This is a genomic window from Streptomyces sp. NPDC048383 (genome assembly GCF_040651775.1).
Classification (GTDB): domain Bacteria; phylum Actinomycetota; class Actinomycetes; order Streptomycetales; family Streptomycetaceae; genus Streptomyces.
Genome location: NZ_JBEZKS010000026.1, coordinates 20,404 through 36,944, shown reverse-complemented (window position 1 = coordinate 36,944; position 16,541 = coordinate 20,404). Strand labels below are relative to the sequence as shown.

Below are 16,541 nucleotides of genomic sequence, written 5' to 3'. Positions count from 1 at the left end.
CATGCATGGGCAGATGCACGTGCACGCGCGGTGGCGAATTGATCACTGTCAGGGGCGAAGAGCGTCCGTGATGTCGTCCAAGGAATCCACCAATCGCTCCGCCGCTGCCCGCAGAGCATCCGATTCCGGGGCATTCGACTCGGCCGGCAGTCGCCGGACCGCCTCCCAGTCGGGGACCCGTCGCTCCCGGACCGCCCGCGCGCCCGCCTCCGTCGCCGCGCGCAGGGCCTCGGCCAGTTCGGCCGCGCCGGGAACGGGGGCGTGGGCCCGGTCCGGGAGGTGGGCCTCCAGCAGCATGGCGCTGCGGCCGAAGGCGGCCACCGCGTCGCCCGCCCCGTCGGCGGCGGCCCGGGACAGCCCCCGGTGGCGCACCGGCTCCCCCTCGGCCCGGGCGAGCGCCTCCTGCCAGGCGATGCGGGCGTCCCGGGTCTCCAGCAGGGCCTCCCGGACGTCGGCGCGGCGGGCCCCGGCCGGGTCGGCGTACTGCCCGAGCACGGCGGCCGCGTACCGTCCGACGGCCGCGACCCAGTCGGCGAGCCGGGTGCGCAGCCTCGGCGTCTCCCAGGCCGGGTAGAGGGCGTAGCCGACCATGGCGAGGACCCCGCCCACCAGGGTCAGGGCGATGCGGTCCGGCACGGTCTGGTCCCAGCGGACGCCGCCCATCCCGAGCAGGAACACCACGTACGCGGAGACGAAGGTCTGCGCGACGGCGTACCCGGTGCGCATCAGGACGTACATCAGGCCCGCGCTGAGCACCGCGAGGAACCCCGACAGGTACATCCCCGGCTGCGCGAGCTGCACGATCGCGGTGGCGACCCCGACGCCGACCAGGGTGCCGCCGAACCGGGCCACGGCCCGGGACCAGGTCTGGGAGAAGTCGGGCCGCATGACCATCACCGAGGCCATCGGCGCCCAGTAGCCGTGCCCGAACGGCAGCGCGCCGCCGATGAGGTACCCGGCGCAGGCCACGACCGTCACCCGCACGGCGTGCCGCAGCACGGGCGAGCCCGGGCGCAGCTCGGCCCGTACGGCCCGCAGCACGTGCGGCACCATCCGCGGCAGGGTGGGCCGCAGCATCGCCTCGCCAGGGTCGGCGGTGCGCCCGGAGCCCGGTTCGGCCGTCTCCAGTACGTCGTCCAGCAGCGCGGCGAGCCGGCGGGCGGCCCGCAGCGGCGCCCCGTCGAGCAGTTCCGGCAGGTCGGGGGCCTTCAGTACGGCCGATTCGGGTGCGGGCGGCCGGACGGGCTCCCCCTGGCGGATGGCGCGCGCGGCGGCGTCCAGTACGGCGGCCGCGGCGGCGAGCAGCTCCCGTACCCGGTCCCGGGCCGGGCCCTCGGCGGGCGCCCCGACGGCCGGGTCGGCGAGCGAGGCCAGCACGGGACGGATCCGCTCGGCGAGCCCCCGCGCCCCGTGCAGCTCGGCGGGGCGGCGGCGGGCCTGGCGGACGGTGACGGTGGCGGCGGCCCGCGCCTTCATCAGGGGCTCCGGGTCGAAGGGGGCCACGGGGTCGTGGCGCAGCCTACGGGCGTAGTCGGCCTCTGCCGCGAGCGCGTCGGCCAGCGCGTCGCGGTGGGCGCCCCAGCGGCGGATCGGGAACAGCACGATCAGCAGCGCCTGCACCACCCCGCCCGCGGCGATCATCGCCGCGTGCCCGGCAGCCTGCGGGACGGAGGTCGGCAGGGTGACGGTGACCAGCATGATCGCGACGTTGCCGGAGGCGATGATCCCGGCGGTGGGGCCGGCGGCCCACAGCAGGCCCGCGACGAAGGCCCACAGGGCGAGCAGCAGCAGGAACAGGCCGGTCTGCGCGGCGCCGACCAGGTAGCCGACGAACGTGGAGACGGCCAGGGTCAGCCCCGAGGCGAGGGCGAGCACGGGGCGCGGACGCCAGCTCTGCTGGAAGGTGGCGATGGCGGCCATGAAGGCGCCGAAGGCGGAACTGACGGCGGCGCCCGGGCCCAGGAGGGCGAGGCCGGCGGCGATGACGAGCGCGAGCCCGACGGCGGCCCGCAGCGCGACGAGGGGCTCCAGTGGGGTCCGGGTGACCGTCATGCCCGAGCGCGCGGTGTCCTTCAGGGCCCGGAGCCAGCTCATGGCACCGACAGTAACCTCGATGCGGTCCGGATCGACGTTCCGCCGGTTTTCAGGACTTCTTCAGATTTGTCAGGGGTCGTGCGGGGCGGTTCCATGGGGCCCGATGTTCGAAGAGACCGTCCGGATCATCCGAGAGGTGGCACACCCATGCTCCGCAACGCCGTCGAGCCCTGGCACCTGATCGTCGTCCTGGTGGTGTGCCTGCTGGTGTTCGGTTCGAAGAAGCTGCCCGACATGGCCCGGTCGTTGGGCCGCTCGGCGCGCATCCTGAAGGCGGAGACGCGCGAGCTGCGCGCGGAGGACCGCCCCGGCGCGGGTGGCGGGGCGTGAGGGGACGTCAGCGTCCGGGCAGCGGGCGCCGGCGGCCGCCCACGTGGGCGGCGTCGGCGGCGGCCGTGCCGTCCTCCCAGCCCGCGTGGTCGGTGGCGCCGCGCAGCCGGGTGGTCGTGGTGCGGGGGAACATCTCGTCGGCCCGTGAGGTGACGGCGACGTCGCGGGCCACCAGCGCGGGCAGGTAGTCGGGGGCCTCGGTGCCGGCGTGCTCGGTGGCCGCGTGCTCGGCGGTCTCGGCGAGCCGGCGGCCGAGTCGGCTGGCGTAGGCGAGCAGGAACGACTGCCGGAAGGTCTTGGTCCGCTTGCGTCCGCCGGCGCGCTGCGCGGCCTCCGCGCGGGTCATCGCCGCCGTGCCCTGCACCAGCAGGGAGGTGTGGAGGAGTTCCACGGCCTCCAGGTCGCTCTCGAAGCCGACCACCGTGGAGAACTCGAAGCCGCTGTTCCACACCGCCCGGCAGCGGTTGGCGCCGGCCACCGCGTCGAGGAGCACCGCCTTGGCCTCCTCGTACGGCGGCTCGACCCCGATCCGGCAGGCCCCCGGGACCTGCGCCGGGGCCCCGCCGCGCACGGCCAGCAGCGCCTCGTCCACCGTGTGGCGGGCCATCAGCTCCTGGGCCTTGGCGCTGAGCGCCTCCGCCTCCTCGGGGAAGGTGGTCGCCTCGGCCTTGGCGAGCAGGGCCCGGATGCGGGCCAGCATGCGCGGCTCGATGTGCGCGTGCGCCGCGAGGGCGTCGACCGGGTCGCCCGGCAGCGGGCCCACCGGTTCGATCGAGGGCAGCCGGATCAGCAGCCGGAAGACCTCCAGGACGGCCGTGGCCAGCGTGAACCGGTCCGCCTTCGCGCGCCGCGCGAGCTGCTCGGCCCACGCGTCGTCGCCCGCGCGGTCGGCGGGGCCCGCCGGGCCGGCGCCGGTCCACCAGACCTCGGCGTCGGTCCAACGCTCCGGGAGCCGCGCGTAGCGGCGTGCCTCGGCGGCGATCACGTCGGCGGTGACGCGCAGGTGGAGGTCCTCCAGGTCGCGCCGCACCAGCCGCAGCACGTCCGCCGGCTGCCAACCCCGCTCCCAGGCCTGCCGTACGTACGCCTGCCCGCGCGCCAGCAGCTCCCGTCCGGTCCCGCCCCAACCGCCGGGGGCGGCGGCGAGCAGCGAGGCCCCCGTGTCCAGGCCCGCGTCGTCCTGGGCGTGGAGGGCGGCGGCAAAGGCACGGTCGACGGTCTCGGCGAACTCACTCACCCCCTCAGCTTGGCATGTCCCCCCCGCCGCCCCGCGCGGGCCCCGGGGGCGGCGGGGGCCCTCCCGGGTCGGACGCCGGGCGGGCCGGGACGGGAAGGGCCGGGGGCGGGAAGGGCCGGGCCGGAGGCGGGCCGGGGCGGGGGCAGGCCGCGTCGGGTACGGGCCCGGGCCGGGGTCGGGTACGGGCCCGGGTACGGGCCCGGCCCCGGCGGCAGCCGGGCGGGGTGGGGGCGGGGCAAGGGGTGGGTGTCGTGGCGGGGCGGGTGTTGTCGGACCCGGGTGGGACACTCGCACCCGTGAGCGACCAAGCCGGCCGGTGGGCCCTCGCCGAGTCCGAGCACGGCGACGGCTGGTGGCACGCCGCGCCCGTGCCCCCCGCGACCGGGGCGCGGATCGCCGTGCGCGACCCCGCCGAGGCGGTCCGGGCCGCGCCCGCCGGCACCCGCTGGGTGTGGCGTTCCACGGCCGACGTCTACCCCCGCCTGCTCGCCGCCGGCGCCCGCGTCGAACGGTGCTACGACGTCGAGGACGCCGAGCTGCTGCTCCTCGGGCACGAGGGCCGCATCGGCGAGCCCCGTTCGGCGGCCGCCGCCCTGGCCCGGCTCACCGGCGGCCCCGTGCCGCCCGATCCGCCCCAGCGCGCCGCGGAGCCGGGCACGCAGGACTCCCTCTTCGAGCCGCGGCCCACCGTCCCGGTCTCCCTCGACGGCCTCCTCGCCGTCCACGCCGAGCAGGAGCGGCGGCTCGCCGCCACCGCCCACCCCGACCGGATGCGGCTGCTCGTCGCCGCCGAGTCCGCCGCCTTCCTCGTCGCCGCCGAGATGCACGGCGCGGGCCTGCCCTGGCGGGCCGACGTGCACCGGGCCCTGCTGACCGAGCTGCTCGGCGAGCGGTACGCCGGGCGCGGCGAGCCCCGCAGACTGGCCGAGCTCGCCGACGAGGTGTCCGCCGCGTTCGGGCGCCGGGTGCGCCCGGACCTCCCGGCCGACGTGATCAAGGCGTTCGCCGAGGCCGGGATCAAGCTGAAGTCCACCCGCCGCTGGGAGATCCAGGAGCTGGACCATCCGGCCGTGGAGCCGCTCATCGCCTACAAGAAGCTGTACCGGATCTACACCGCGCACGGCTGGTCCTGGCTCGCCGACTGGGTCCACGACGGCCGGTTCCGCCCCGAGTTCGTGCCCGGCGGCACCCTCACCGGCCGCTGGGTGACCAACGGCGGCGGGGCGCTGCAGATCCCGAAGGTGATCCGGCGGGCCGTCGTCGCCGATCCCGGCTGGCGGCTCGTGGTCGCCGACGCCGACCAGATGGAGCCGCGCGTCCTCGCCGCGATCTCCCGCGACCCGGCCTTCATGGAGGTGGCCGGCCGACCCGAGGACCTCTACACGGCCATCTCCCGCCAGGGCTTCTCCGGCGACCGGGACATGGCCAAGCTGGCCGTGCTCGGCGCCGTGTACGGCCAGACCTCCGGCGACGGCCTGAAGAACCTGGCGGCACTGCGCCGCCGTTTCCCCCGCGCCGTGGCCTACGTCGACGACGCGGCCCGCGCCGGCGAGGAGGGCCGGCTCGTCCGGACCTGGTTGGGCCGCACCTGCCCGCCGCCCGTCGCACCGGCCGACGACGACAGCGAGGCCGGGGTCCCGCAGGACCGCGAGGACGGCTGGACCCCGAGCTACGCCTCCACCAACACCCGGGCCCGCGGCCGGTTCACCCGTAACTTCGTGGTGCAGGGCAGCGCCGCCGACTGGGCGCTGCTGCTGCTCGCGGCGCTGCGCCAGGCGACCGTCGGGATGCGGGCCGAGCTGGTGTTCTTCCAGCACGACGAGGTGATCGTGCACTGCCCCGCCGAGGAGGCCGGGGCGGTCGCGGAGGCGATCCGCGCCGCCGGTGACCGGGCGGGCCGGATCACCTTCGGTGACACCCCGGTCCGCTTCCCGTTCACCACGGCGGTCGTGGAGTGCTACGCCGACGCGAAGTAGGCGCGCAGTGTTTCACCGCTCAGCCCAGATCGTGGAAGTAGACGTGGAACTCCTCCCGGACGAACCCCTCCGACTCGTACAGCCCCTGCGCGACGAGGTTGTCGTACGCCGTCTCCAGCTGCACCCCGGCCACCCCGGCCTCGGCCGCCCGGCGCACCACCTCGCGCAGCAGCGCCCGGCCCGCGCCGGTGCGCCGGCCGGCGGGGGCCACGTACAGGTCGTTCAGGATCCAGGCGGTGCTCAGGGTGAGCGAGGAGAAGGCGCGGTAGACCTGCGCGAAGCCGACCGTGCCGACCCCGGGGACCTCGGCGAGCAGGACGAGCGACTCGTCCTTCGCGATCCGCTCCGCGAGGAACGCGCGCGGGCCGGCGGGGTCGGCGGGCGGCACCTCGTAGAAGTCGAGGTAGCCGCTGAAGAGTTCCGCCGCGATGTCGAGGTCCGCTTCCCCGGCGACGCGCAGCACGACCGCCGTGTCCTGCGCGCCGACGGCGCCCGCCGTGTCCCGGTGTTCCGCCGCTGCCTGGTCCCGCATGAAAACTCCCTGGTCGCCGCCGTGTTCGGAGGCCCCATTGTGCGCGGGCGGACCCCGGGACCGCGCACCCGGCCCGGGGGCCGGCCGTCAGTGCGCGGTGACGGGCTGGGCGGGCAACCGGAAGAGGTGCTCGGGGGTCACGATCCGCGTGATCGCCTCGCCGAACAGCGCACTGGGTTCGCCGCCCCGGTACGGGATGTCCGTGTTCAGCAGCACCACCAGCGTGGCCTGCGCCTCGGGCAGGTACACGGTCAGCGACTCGTAGCCGGGCAGGGAGCCGTTGTGCCCGATCCAGCCGTCGACGTTGAAGACGCCCAGGCCGTAGCCCGTGTCGGGGAGGTCGCCCGCCGGGGTCACCTTCAGTCGCTCGGCCTGGGTGGCGGGGGTCAACAGGGTTCCCGTGGCCAGGGTCTTCGCCCAGCTCCGCATGTCGGCGAGGTCGGAGATCATCGCGCCGGCCGCCCAGCCCCAGGAGGGGTTCCAGTCGGTGGCGTTGGCCGTCCTGCCCGTGGCCGTCTGGTCGGTGTAGCCCTGGGCGTGCGGGGTCGGGAACTCCGCGCCGACCGGGAACAGCGTCCGCTTGAGCCCGGCCTCGGCGACGACGCCCTGGTTGACGTACTCCGCGAGCGGGCGCCCGGTCACCTTCTCGATCACCAGCCCGAGCAGGATCAGGTTGGTGTTGCAGTACTGGAACCGCGCCCCGGGCTGGAACACCACCGGATGCCGGAACGAGTAGCCCAGCAGCTCCTGCGGGGTGAACTGCCGTCGGGGATCGGTGGTCAGGGCCTTGAAGAAGCCCTCGTCCTCGGAGTAGTTGAACAGTCCGCTGCGCATCCCGGCCAGCTCGCGCAGGGTGATCCGGTCGCCGTCGGGCACCCCGGCGACGTACGTGCCGATGGGGTCGTCGAGTCCGACCCGGCCCTGGTCGACCAGTTGCAGCAGGGCCGTCACCGTGAACGTCTTCGTCTCGCTGCCGATCCGCATGTTCAGGTCGGTGGTCATGGGCGCCTTCGTCGCCTTGTCGGCGACCCCGAAGGAGCGTACGTACTCCCCCTTGCCCGGCGCCGACAGCGCCACCATCACCCCGGGCACCGCGGCCTGCGCGAGCACCTTCTTCACCGCCTCGTCGAGCTGCGCCGCCACGGCGGGCGTGAGCTGCGGGAACGTGTCGGCGGCCGGTGCGGCGGCGACGGCCGGCGGGGCCGGCCCGTCCGAGGCGTACCCCACGCCCGCCCCGACTCCCAGGGGCACCACCATCAGGGCCGCCACCGACGCGCCCGCCGCCGCCGCGCGCCACCGTCGTGTCCTCATGGCCGGCCTCCTGCCCGCATTACGCCAGGCCCCCCGGTCCCTCCACGCTAGCCCCGGCCCCCGGACGGGTGCGACCGGAGGCGCCGGGCGCCCGGGCGGGCGTGGGGGCCGAGGATCCGGGCGGACCCGGCGACCGGGTCAGCCGGCGGCGGGGGCGGTGCGGCCGACGCCGACGACCGCGCGGCGCGGAATGGTCAGGCGCCACAGGCCGGTGGCCTCCTCCCGGACCAGTTCGCTGTCGCCGGACAGCCCGTCGGATCGCGCCGGGTACCGGAAGATCGCCTTCGCGGTCTCCGTCACCCACCGGTAGGCCTCCTCCTCGGTGCGCCCCTCGAAGACCTTGACCAGCCCGTACATGTTGAGCAGGTAGCGGCCGATCTCGATCTCCGCGGCCTCCGGGGTGTCGCCGACCGCGGTGTACGGATCGTCGATCTCCACCACCTCGTACGAGTCGAAGCCCGCCCGCGCCAGGTAGCCCGCGATCTCCTCCCGGGTGAAGTGCGCGAACTTGTGCCCGGTCGCCGAGTAGGGGTCGGTGACCCGCTCGAACCAGACGTCGACGGGCGAGCCGACGAGGAAGTCGTGCAGGATGAACGTCCCGCCGGGCCGCAGCACGCGGAAGGCCTCGGAGGTCAGCTCCTGGCGGGCCGAGGGGTCCACGTGGTGCGAGCCGTACGCAAGGAGCACCGCGTCGACCGACGCGTCCCGCAGCAACGGCCGCTCGGCGCGCTGGAGCAGGGCCGGCATGCCGGCGGCCCACGCCGACTCCACCATGTGCTCGGAGGCGTCGCAGGTCAGGATGTCGAAGTCGCCGATGCCCAGCTCCTCGCACACCTTGCGGACGAGTCCGTCGCCGCCGAGGAGGTCGACGAGCACCGGACGCTCCGCGCCGGGTGCGGGCCGCGCGGTGCCCGCCAACCCCAGCAGGTTGCGGATTCCGGTGGCGCGGGCCCACGGGTTGAGCGTCTGGGCCTGGACGTACTCGGTGCCCCGGCTCGTGTCCGCGTCGGCTCCGAAGTCGTCGTGCCGTACGGGGCCGGTGCGCGGCTCCGCCTCCTGGGCGGCGAGCCGCACCGGGTCGGTCACCGCGTACAACCGGGGGTGCAGTCGGTGCAGTTCGTCGACCTGGCCGCGGAGGTCGTCGCCGCGCACGAGGCATCCGCTCGTCGTGGTCCGCATGGGGTGGGGCTCCTCCGCGTCGGGGTGGCCCGGGAGGTCCGGGCCGGATGTGCCGCAGACGCTAGGAGTGGGCTCTTTCCCTTGGATATCCATCGGTTTTCCGCACCCCGGATGCCGCGCCCGGCCTCCGGCCCGCGTCCGGCCCGCGTCCGGCCCGCGTCCGGCCCCGCATCGGGTTCCGCTCCAGCCGGACTCCGGCCGCGCACAGGCCGGGCAGGCCCACAATCGGCCCTTGCTGGTGTACGGCACCGGCATGTCGGCCGTCACGGCCCCGCCGGACCCGCCACGAGCGGCGTCCGACCCTGTCGAAAGTCAATTCACGAGGACGTCCTTAGTACCTGGTGACCACCGGGGAGGACCTCCTACCGTCGGGGTGCACGGCGAACGGCACCGCGGAGTGACGAGCACGGAGGGCACCGGAGGATGAAGAGACGGTTGGAAGGGCTCGACGGGGCCGGCCCCGACGCCACCGGTTTCGGCGGCGCCGCCGTCCCCGCGCAGGGAACGCCGCGCGCCGGGGAGATCGTCGGGCTGACGACGGCCGAGGTCGCCGAGCGCGTCGCCGCCGGCCGGGTCAACGACGTTCCCGCCCAGTCGAGTCGCAGTGTCGGCGAGATCGTGCGGGCCAACCTGTTCACCCGCATCAACGCGATCATCGGAGTGCTGTTCGGCATCGTCATGGTCGTCGGCCCGGTCCAGGACGGCCTGTTCGGCGGGGTCATCCTCGCCAACACGATGATCGGCATCATCCAGGAGGTGCGCGCCAAGCGGACCCTGGACCAGCTCGCCATCGTCGGTGAGAGCCGGCCGCGCGTCCGGCGGGACGGCAGGTGGGTCACGATCGGCTCCTCCGAGGTCGTCATCGACGACACGATCGAGCTGGGGACGGGTGACAAGGTCGTCGTCGACGGCACGGTCCTCGCGGCCGACGGCCTGGAGATCGACGAGTCGCTCCTGACGGGCGAGGCCGATCCGGTCCTCAAGCGACCCGGCGACACCGTGATGTCGGGCAGCTTCGTCGTCGCCGGCGCCGGCGCGTTCACCGCCACCCGGGTCGGGCGCGAGGCCTACGCCTCCCAACTCGCCGATGAGGCGCGGCGGTTCACCCTGGTCAACTCCGAGCTGCGCAACGGCATCGACCGGATCCTGAAGTTCGTCACCTACGCGATCGTCCCGGCGGGCATCGCGCTGATCATCACCCAGCTGATGGTGAACGACGACGACGTCCCCGAGGCGATCCGGCGCATGGTCGGCGGCTTGGTGCCGATGGTGCCGGAGGGCCTGGTCCTGCTGACCTCGCTGGCCTTCGCGGTGGGTGTGGTCCGCCTGGGCAAGCGCAAGGCGCTGGTCCAGGAACTGCCCGCCATCGAGGGGCTCGCCCGGGTGGACGTGGTCTGCCTGGACAAGACCGGCACGCTCACCGAGACGGCCATGGACGTCGACCGGGTGATCCGGCTGGAGCCCGACCTGCCCGTCGAGGAGGTGCTGGGCGCGCTCGGCGCGGCCGACGAACGCCCGAACGCCAGCATGCGGGCCATCATCGACGCGCATCCGGCGCCCGAGGGGTGGCGGCGCCGTGCGAACGCCCCGTTCTCCTCGGCCCGCCGCTGGAGCGGCGCGACCTTCGCCCGACCCACGGGCGAGGAGGACTCCTGGCTGCTGGGCGCCCCCGAGACGATGCTGCCGGCCGGGCACCCGGTGCTGGCCGGCGCCGACTCGCACGGCTCGCAGGGCCTGCGCGTACTGCTGCTGGCCCGGTCCTCGCGGCTGCTCGGCGAGTTGCAGGACGATCCGTCGGCGGTCCCCGACAGCGCCGTCCCCTGCGCGCTCGTCGTGATCAGGCAGCGCGTCCGCGAGGAAGCGCCCGCCACCCTGCGGTACTTCGCCGAGCAGGGCGTCGCGGTGAAGGTGATCTCGGGCGACAACGCGCTGTCCGTCGGGGCCGTCGCCCGGAGCCTGAACCTGCCGGGCGCCGACGACCCGGTGGACGCCCGTGACCTGCCCGACGACCCCGAGGCGCTCGCCGACGCCGTGGAGAGGCACTCGGTGTTCGGCCGGGTCGGCCCGCAGCAGAAGCGGGACATGGTGCTCGCGCTGCAGTCGCGCGGTCACACCGTGGCGATGACCGGCGACGGGGTCAACGACGTGCTCGCCCTCAAGGACGCCGACATCGGCGTGGCCATGGGCGCCGGCAGCCCCGCGACGCGGGCCGTGGCCCAGATCGTGCTGCTCGACAACAGTTTCGCGTCGCTGCCCTCGGTGGTCGCGGAGGGCCGACGGGTCATCGGCAACATCGAGCGCGTCACCAACCTGTTCCTCACCAAGACCATGTACTCGGTGCTGATGGCGCTGATCGTCGTCATCGCCCAGGTGCCGTACCCGTTCCTGCCGCGGCACATCACCCTCATCGGGTCGCTGACCATCGGCATCCCGGCCTTCTTCCTGGCGCTGGCCCCCAACACCGAGCGGGCGCGACCGCACTTCGTGGGCCGGGTCCTGTGGTTCGCCGTGCCGGCGGGCGCGTTGGCGGCCGTCGCCACGTCCGTGTCGTACCTGTACGCCCGGTCGGTGTACGCGGACGACCTGCCCGCGGAGACCTCGGCGGCGACGCTGACGCTGTTCCTGACGGCGCTGTGGGCGCTGGCCATCGTGGCCCGCCCGTACACCTGGTGGCGCGTCCTGCTGGTGCTGACCATGGCGACGTCGTTCGCCGTCGTACTGGTGGTCCCGTACCTCCAGGAGTTCTTCCAGCTGGAGCTGGTCGGCACCTCCGCACCGGGAGCGGCGGTGGCCGCCGCGGCCGCCGCCGGCCTGGTGCTCGAATTCGTGTGGGCTCGTAGTCGTCGCCGTCTTATCGACGGTTGAGCCCACCGGGCGGCAATCCCCCGTTCCGCCCACGCGAAAGGGACGTTCGGCACCCGCCGGGCGTCCCTTTCGCCCTTTTCATCTCGACAACCGGAATAAAGCGCCGACAACACGGGATAATTCCACCGCGCGATCCGAAAACAACTCCGCCCCTATCGATAGTCGAGCGGTGACGGCACGACAGTTCCGTATCCTTACCGAAGGTAGGGGCGGCACCCCAAGACCTCCCCGGTCGCCGAAGCGGAACATTGATCATCCGGCATATTCCACCTCGGCCATTTTCCACGAACGAGATTCACACGCGTGTCATCAATGACGGGGGTCACGACACCATGGCAGCAGAGCAGGAAATAGCAGACTTCGAGCGCAGTAGACGGCCGGCCCGAAACACCTCCGGGCCGGTGCCCGATGCCGTACTGGAGTTCCGGACCCTCGGTCCCCTCGAAGTACGGCTGGACGGACGGAGCCTGCCGCTCGGCGGACCGCGCCAGCGGGCCGTGCTCTCGGTGCTCCTGCTCTCGCCCAACCGGGTCGTGTCCTTCGACTCGCTGATCGAGAAGGTCTGGGACGGACGCCCGCCCAGCACCGCCCGCACCCAGGTCGCCATCTGCATCGCCGCCCTGCGCAAGGCGTTCCGGGCCGCGGGTTGCGAGCGGGAGACCATCGTCACCGCCCCGCCCGGATACATGCTGAGCCTGAGCGGGCACACCCTCGACTCGCTCTGCTTCGAGCAACTCGTCCACCGGTCCGCCGGTTGGGCCGCCGCGTCACGGCACGCCGAGGCGGAGGGAGCACTGCGCGAGGCCCTGTCGCTCTGGCGCGGACCGGCCCTCGGCGGGGTGTACGCGCAATTCGTGGAGAGCGAGGCGACGCGGCTGGACGAGCAGCGCCTGCTCGCGGTGGAGCAGCACATGGCGCTGCGGCTCCAGTTGGGCGAGCACCACGCCTTACTGGGCGAACTCCGCGTACTGGTGAGTTCGAATCCGTTGCGCGACCGGTTGCGCTTCTACCTCATGCTCGCCCAATACCGGGCGGGCCGGCGGGCCGAGGCCCTGAACACCTTCCGCGAGGGAACCCGTCATTCCATCGAGGAGATCGGCCTCGAACTGAGCGTGGAACTGCAGATGCTGCACGACTCCATCCTGCGCGACGAGCTGCCCCATCCCGCCGTCCCCGGCTTCCCGGCCGCCCCCGCGAAGCCGGAGCGGCTGCCGGCGTCCCGGATGCCCGAGGACGATCCCCTCTTCACCGGACACGCGCGCGAGCGCTCCGTCATGGACGACGTCCTGCTGAGCGCCGCGGCCCGCGGTGACGCGCCGATCGCCTACCTCACCGGCAGCCCCGGCATCGGCAAGTCCAGCCTGGCCGTCCACTGGGCCCACCGGTCGGCCGCCCGGTTCCCCGACGGCCTGCTCTTCGCGGACCTGCGCGACGGCACCGAGGCCGTGCTCCACGGCTTCCTGCGGCGGCTGGGCGCGACGGGCCCGCTGCCGTCGGACGTCGAGGAGGCGGCCCGGATGTACCGGGCCCGGCTGGAGGGCAAGCGGGTCCTCCTGGTCCTCGACCACGCCGTCTCCTACGCCCGGGTACGGCCCCTGCTGCCCGGCGGCGGCGGGAGCTGCGTGCTGATCACGGGGCGCGCCGGCCTGGACGAGCTGTTGCAGGCGCACAGCGCGCTGGTGCTGCGGATCGGACCGCTGTCGGCCGGGGAGTCGGGGCAGCTGCTCGCCGGAGTGCTGCGCGACCGCCGGGCCGAGGAGTCACCGGAGGCCGTGCGGCGGCTGGGCGAGCTCTGCGGGCACATGCCGCTCGCGCTGCGGGCGGCCGCGGCCAAACTGCTGACCAAGCAGCACTGGCACGTCAGCGACCTCGTACGACGCCTGGAGAAGTCCGCCGACTGCCTGGACGAGCTGAGCATCGGGGAGGACTCGCTGCGGGCCCGGCTCGACGACAGCGTGGCGGAGCTCCAGCCCGAGGCGGCCTGTGCCTACCAGCGGCTGAGCGAGCTGGACGGCGGCGAGTTCACCGTGCCGCAGGCCGCGTCGGTGCTGTCCACGGGGGCGGCGGACGCGGAGGACCTGATCGAGATCCTGGTGGACGCGCAGCTCCTGGACCCGGTGGGGCGCAGCCCCTGGGGCGAGATGTCCTACCGCTGGCAGGAGTTGATCCGGCTGCACGCGGTGCACTCCCGGGCCGCCTCCCCGCGCGCGGCGGACCTGGTGTTCTGACCCCGCCCGGTGGACGGGCGGGGGCGGCCCCGGCGCCGTACGGGTGCGGCCCCTCCCCGGCGGAGGGGCCGCACCCGGATGTCGGCGGCCGCGGGGGCCCGCCCGCTCAGCCCTCGGCGCTCATCGCGTCGACGAGGCTCTTGGGGCGCATGTCGGTCCAGTTCTTCTCCACGTAGTCCAGGCAGGACTGCCGGTCGGACTCACCGAAGGCGGCCGTCCATCCGGCCGGCACGTCGACGAACGACGGCCACAGAGAGTGCTGTCCCTCGTCGTTGACCAGCACCAGGTAGCGGCCGTCGGCGTCTTCGAACGGATTGGTCACGTCGGATTCCTTCCGGGAACGTCGGATGGCGGGTGTGGCCGGATGGCCAGCGTCACGACCCTAGGCAGCCGGCGTTTCCGTCGGTTATCCGTCCGGCTTCGCCCTCACGGACGGTGCCGGCGCAGCTGGGGATGGAGCGCCTGGGCGGCGTCCAGCAGGGCGTCGGCGCGGGGGTGCGGGCGGCCGGCGGGCGGGACGCCGTCGTACGGGGCGCCGGCGCGCACGTGCCCCTCCAGGAAGGCCGCGACGAGCTCCCGGGTGAGGCGGGTGGCCCGGGCCGCGGGCAGGGCGGGGGCGGGGTCGTTCGCCGGGGTCAGCGCCGCGTAGTCGGTGAACGAGGTGTGCGCCGCCCCGGCGGCCGAGAACCACGCGCGCGGTCCGGTGAGCCGCCGCCAGGTGGCCTCCCAACTGGGATCGGCTCCCGGCCGGCCGTGCCGGTCCGCGCCCAGCAGCAGGAACGGCCGCGCCAGCGGGCCCGTGTCCGACGGTGCGAAGGTGCCGTCCATGTTCACCCCGGCGACGAAAGCCGGGTCCCGGCGCATCGCCTCGAAGGCGGCGGTGCCGCCGATGGAGTGCCCGACGACCGCGACCCGGGCGGGATCCAGCCGCGGGAGGCCCTCGGCCCCCACCGCCGGACCTCCTTCGGTGAGGCGCCGGCGGACGTACGAGAGGTCCGCCGCCCGGGTCGCCGCGACCGTCCGGCCCTGCACGCCGGGCCGGCACGCCGAGCAACCCGTCACCCGGCCGTCGGGGTAGGTGATCGCCGCCGACTCGTACGCGTGGTCCACCGCGGCCACCGCCCAGCCCCGGCTCGCCAGGTCCTCCGCGAGCGCCGTCAAGGACGTGCGCGGCAACGAGAACCCCGGGGACAGCAGGACCAGGGGGAGCCCGTCGCCGGTGGCGGGCAGCGCCGGCGGCCCCGTACGGGCGTGCACCCCGGTCCGGCTCAACAGGTCCTCGGGGACCCCCTCGACGCGGTGCTGCCGCAGGATCATCCCGGACTCCCGCGGCGTGACGTAGAGCGCGCGCGGGGTATCGGAGGGCAGCGCCGGGTACCAGACGGAGAGCATCAGCTCCCGGGCCCGGCCCGGCTCCCAGGGGTCCTCGCGGGACGCGTCGCGCAGGGCCAGGGTCCGCTGCCCCACGGGGAGGCCGCCGGTCGGGGCCGGCAGGCGCGGGCCGGTGGTCCGGGCCCGACCGGCCTCGGCGGCCGGGGCGCCCGACCGGGAGGTGTCGGCGGCCGGCGCGAGGGCCAGTACGGCCGCGACCAGCGCGGCGAGGGCGTAGGAGCGCGGTGAATGTCCTGACCTGTTCGACGGCATCGGCGTTCATCTCCTTGAGATATCCGAACACCGAACAGGCTAGGAGTCGGAAAAGGAAACGGAAGCGCAGTTCACCTATTTCATCATTCCGGGCGAGGGGAAACCGGCCAGAATTCATTCCTGTCGCCCGCAGGTCCTTTCGCCACTGGTTCCGCTCGACTCCCCCGGTACGTTCGACAGGGTCGGAGCGGTCACCCCGGGACAAAACGGAACGCGTTCACATTCCCCGGGCCGTCCGTACCAGGGGCCCTTCCGGGGCATTCCCCTCCTCGCGGGCCCCGAGATCCTCGGGTATGCGGGCGCGGCCGGCCGCTCCGAAGCGGAGGAGCTCGGGAATCCGTACGGGCCGCAGGCCCTCGGTGGACCCGTCCACCGCCCGCAGCTCCTGCGCGAGCAACCGCACTTCGGCGGCCCAGAGGTCCAACTGATCGGCGACCGGGCCCGCGTTGGCCGTCAGGATGTCCGTCCAGGTCTCCGGATCGCCGCCCGTGCCGCGGGTGATGTCCCGCAGGTCCTGGCCGGCCAGCCGGATGGCCGCCTCGTCCACGTCGAGCAGCCGGGCCGCGGCGAGGCTGGCGATGAGGTGCGGGGCGTGCGAGACCAACGCCAACACCCGGTCGTGGGTCTCGGGGTCGAGCACGACGGACACCGCCCCGCACAGCGCCACCAGCTCCAGCGCGTGGTTGAGCGCGAGGTTGTCGGTCAGCTCGTTCGGGGTGAGCACCCAGCGGCGCCCCTCGAAGAGGTCGGCGCGGGCCGCCCAGGGGCCCGCCCACCCGCCGCCGACCATGGGGTGCCCGCCCACCACGGCCGGCAGGTCACAGCCGAGGTCCTCGATCTCCCGGTGCAGCCGCACCTTGACCCCGGAGACGTCCGTGTAGAAGCGGGCCGTGCCCCGGCGTTGGTGCTGCGCCAGGGCGGTCGCGACCCGGGTCGGCGGGACCGCGATGACCGCGAGGTCGGCGGGCTCCCGGACGGGCTGCGCCAGCCCCGCGCCCAGCACCTCCGCGGCGCGCGCCGCCGCCGGATCCTCGTCGATCAGGTACGTGGTCACGCCCTGCTTGCGCAGGGCGAGGCCGACCGAGGCTCCGATGAGGCCGGTGCCCACGATCGCCACGGTGCGCATGGGGGCGTCCTCTCAGCCG

The 16,541-nt window shown here is 74.3% G+C and carries 12 protein-coding genes; 4 read left to right on the top strand and 8 right to left on the bottom strand.

Annotated features, from left to right (window positions below; genetic code table 11):
- Positions 1–48 precede the first annotated feature (48 nt).
- Positions 49–2,094, bottom strand: coding sequence for an FUSC family protein (locus AB0D46_RS19290; RefSeq protein WP_362878865.1), 2,046 nt, complete (start codon positions 2,092–2,094; stop codon positions 49–51).
- 147 nt (positions 2,095–2,241) lie between these two features.
- Here AB0D46_RS19290 and tatA point away from each other — a divergent pair, with 147 nt between their 5' ends.
- Positions 2,242–2,424, top strand: coding sequence for a Sec-independent protein translocase subunit TatA (gene tatA, locus AB0D46_RS19285; RefSeq protein WP_362878863.1), 183 nt, complete (start codon positions 2,242–2,244; stop codon positions 2,422–2,424).
- Between the two features lie 7 nt (positions 2,425–2,431).
- Here tatA and AB0D46_RS19280 read toward each other — a convergent pair whose 3' ends face one another.
- The gene (locus AB0D46_RS19280) at positions 2,432–3,661 is read right to left on the bottom strand and encodes a DUF2786 domain-containing protein (protein ID WP_362878862.1); all 1,230 of its coding nucleotides are present in this window, start codon (positions 3,659–3,661) and stop codon (positions 2,432–2,434) included.
- A 296-nt stretch (positions 3,662–3,957) separates the two neighbouring features.
- Here AB0D46_RS19280 and AB0D46_RS19275 point away from each other — a divergent pair, with 296 nt between their 5' ends.
- A complete protein-coding gene (locus tag AB0D46_RS19275; RefSeq protein WP_362878860.1) occupies positions 3,958–5,637 on the top strand; it encodes a bifunctional 3'-5' exonuclease/DNA polymerase in 1,680 nt (559 codons plus the stop codon).
- Positions 5,638–5,656: 19 nt separating this feature from the next.
- On the opposite strand, the gene AB0D46_RS19270 is transcribed toward AB0D46_RS19275, so the two are convergent.
- The 3 genes from AB0D46_RS19270 to AB0D46_RS19260 form a co-directional block, all read right to left on the bottom strand.
- A complete protein-coding gene (locus tag AB0D46_RS19270) occupies positions 5,657–6,169 on the bottom strand; it encodes a GNAT family N-acetyltransferase (RefSeq protein ID WP_362878859.1) in 513 nt (170 codons plus the stop codon).
- Positions 6,170–6,256: 87 nt separating this feature from the next.
- On the bottom strand, positions 6,257–7,480 hold the full coding sequence (locus tag AB0D46_RS19265; protein ID WP_362878857.1) for a serine hydrolase domain-containing protein: 1,224 nt from the start codon (positions 7,478–7,480) through the stop codon (positions 6,257–6,259).
- 138 nt (positions 7,481–7,618) lie between these two features.
- Positions 7,619–8,659, bottom strand: a complete 1,041-nt coding sequence (locus tag AB0D46_RS19260) for a class I SAM-dependent methyltransferase (protein ID WP_362878855.1) — start codon at positions 8,657–8,659, stop codon at positions 7,619–7,621.
- 423 nt (positions 8,660–9,082) lie between these two features.
- On the opposite strand from AB0D46_RS19260, the gene AB0D46_RS19255 reads away from it, so the two are divergent.
- Both AB0D46_RS19255 and AB0D46_RS19250 read left to right on the top strand, forming a co-directional pair.
- Positions 9,083–11,524, top strand: a complete 2,442-nt coding sequence (locus AB0D46_RS19255; RefSeq protein ID WP_362878854.1) for an HAD-IC family P-type ATPase — start codon at positions 9,083–9,085, stop codon at positions 11,522–11,524.
- A gap of 332 nt (positions 11,525–11,856) precedes the next feature.
- Positions 11,857–13,752, top strand: coding sequence for a BTAD domain-containing putative transcriptional regulator (locus tag AB0D46_RS19250; protein ID WP_362878853.1), 1,896 nt, complete (start codon positions 11,857–11,859; stop codon positions 13,750–13,752).
- Between the two features lie 106 nt (positions 13,753–13,858).
- Here AB0D46_RS19250 and AB0D46_RS19245 read toward each other — a convergent pair whose 3' ends face one another.
- The 3 genes from AB0D46_RS19245 to AB0D46_RS19235 form a co-directional block, all read right to left on the bottom strand.
- The gene (locus tag AB0D46_RS19245) at positions 13,859–14,074 is read right to left on the bottom strand and encodes an MbtH family protein (protein WP_281208670.1); all 216 of its coding nucleotides are present in this window, start codon (positions 14,072–14,074) and stop codon (positions 13,859–13,861) included.
- A 104-nt stretch (positions 14,075–14,178) separates the two neighbouring features.
- On the bottom strand, positions 14,179–15,396 hold the full coding sequence (locus AB0D46_RS19240; RefSeq protein WP_362878851.1) for a lipase: 1,218 nt from the start codon (positions 15,394–15,396) through the stop codon (positions 14,179–14,181).
- 217 nt (positions 15,397–15,613) lie between these two features.
- The gene (locus AB0D46_RS19235; RefSeq protein WP_362878850.1) at positions 15,614–16,522 is read right to left on the bottom strand and encodes a prephenate dehydrogenase; all 909 of its coding nucleotides are present in this window, start codon (positions 16,520–16,522) and stop codon (positions 15,614–15,616) included.
- Positions 16,523–16,541 lie beyond the last annotated feature (19 nt).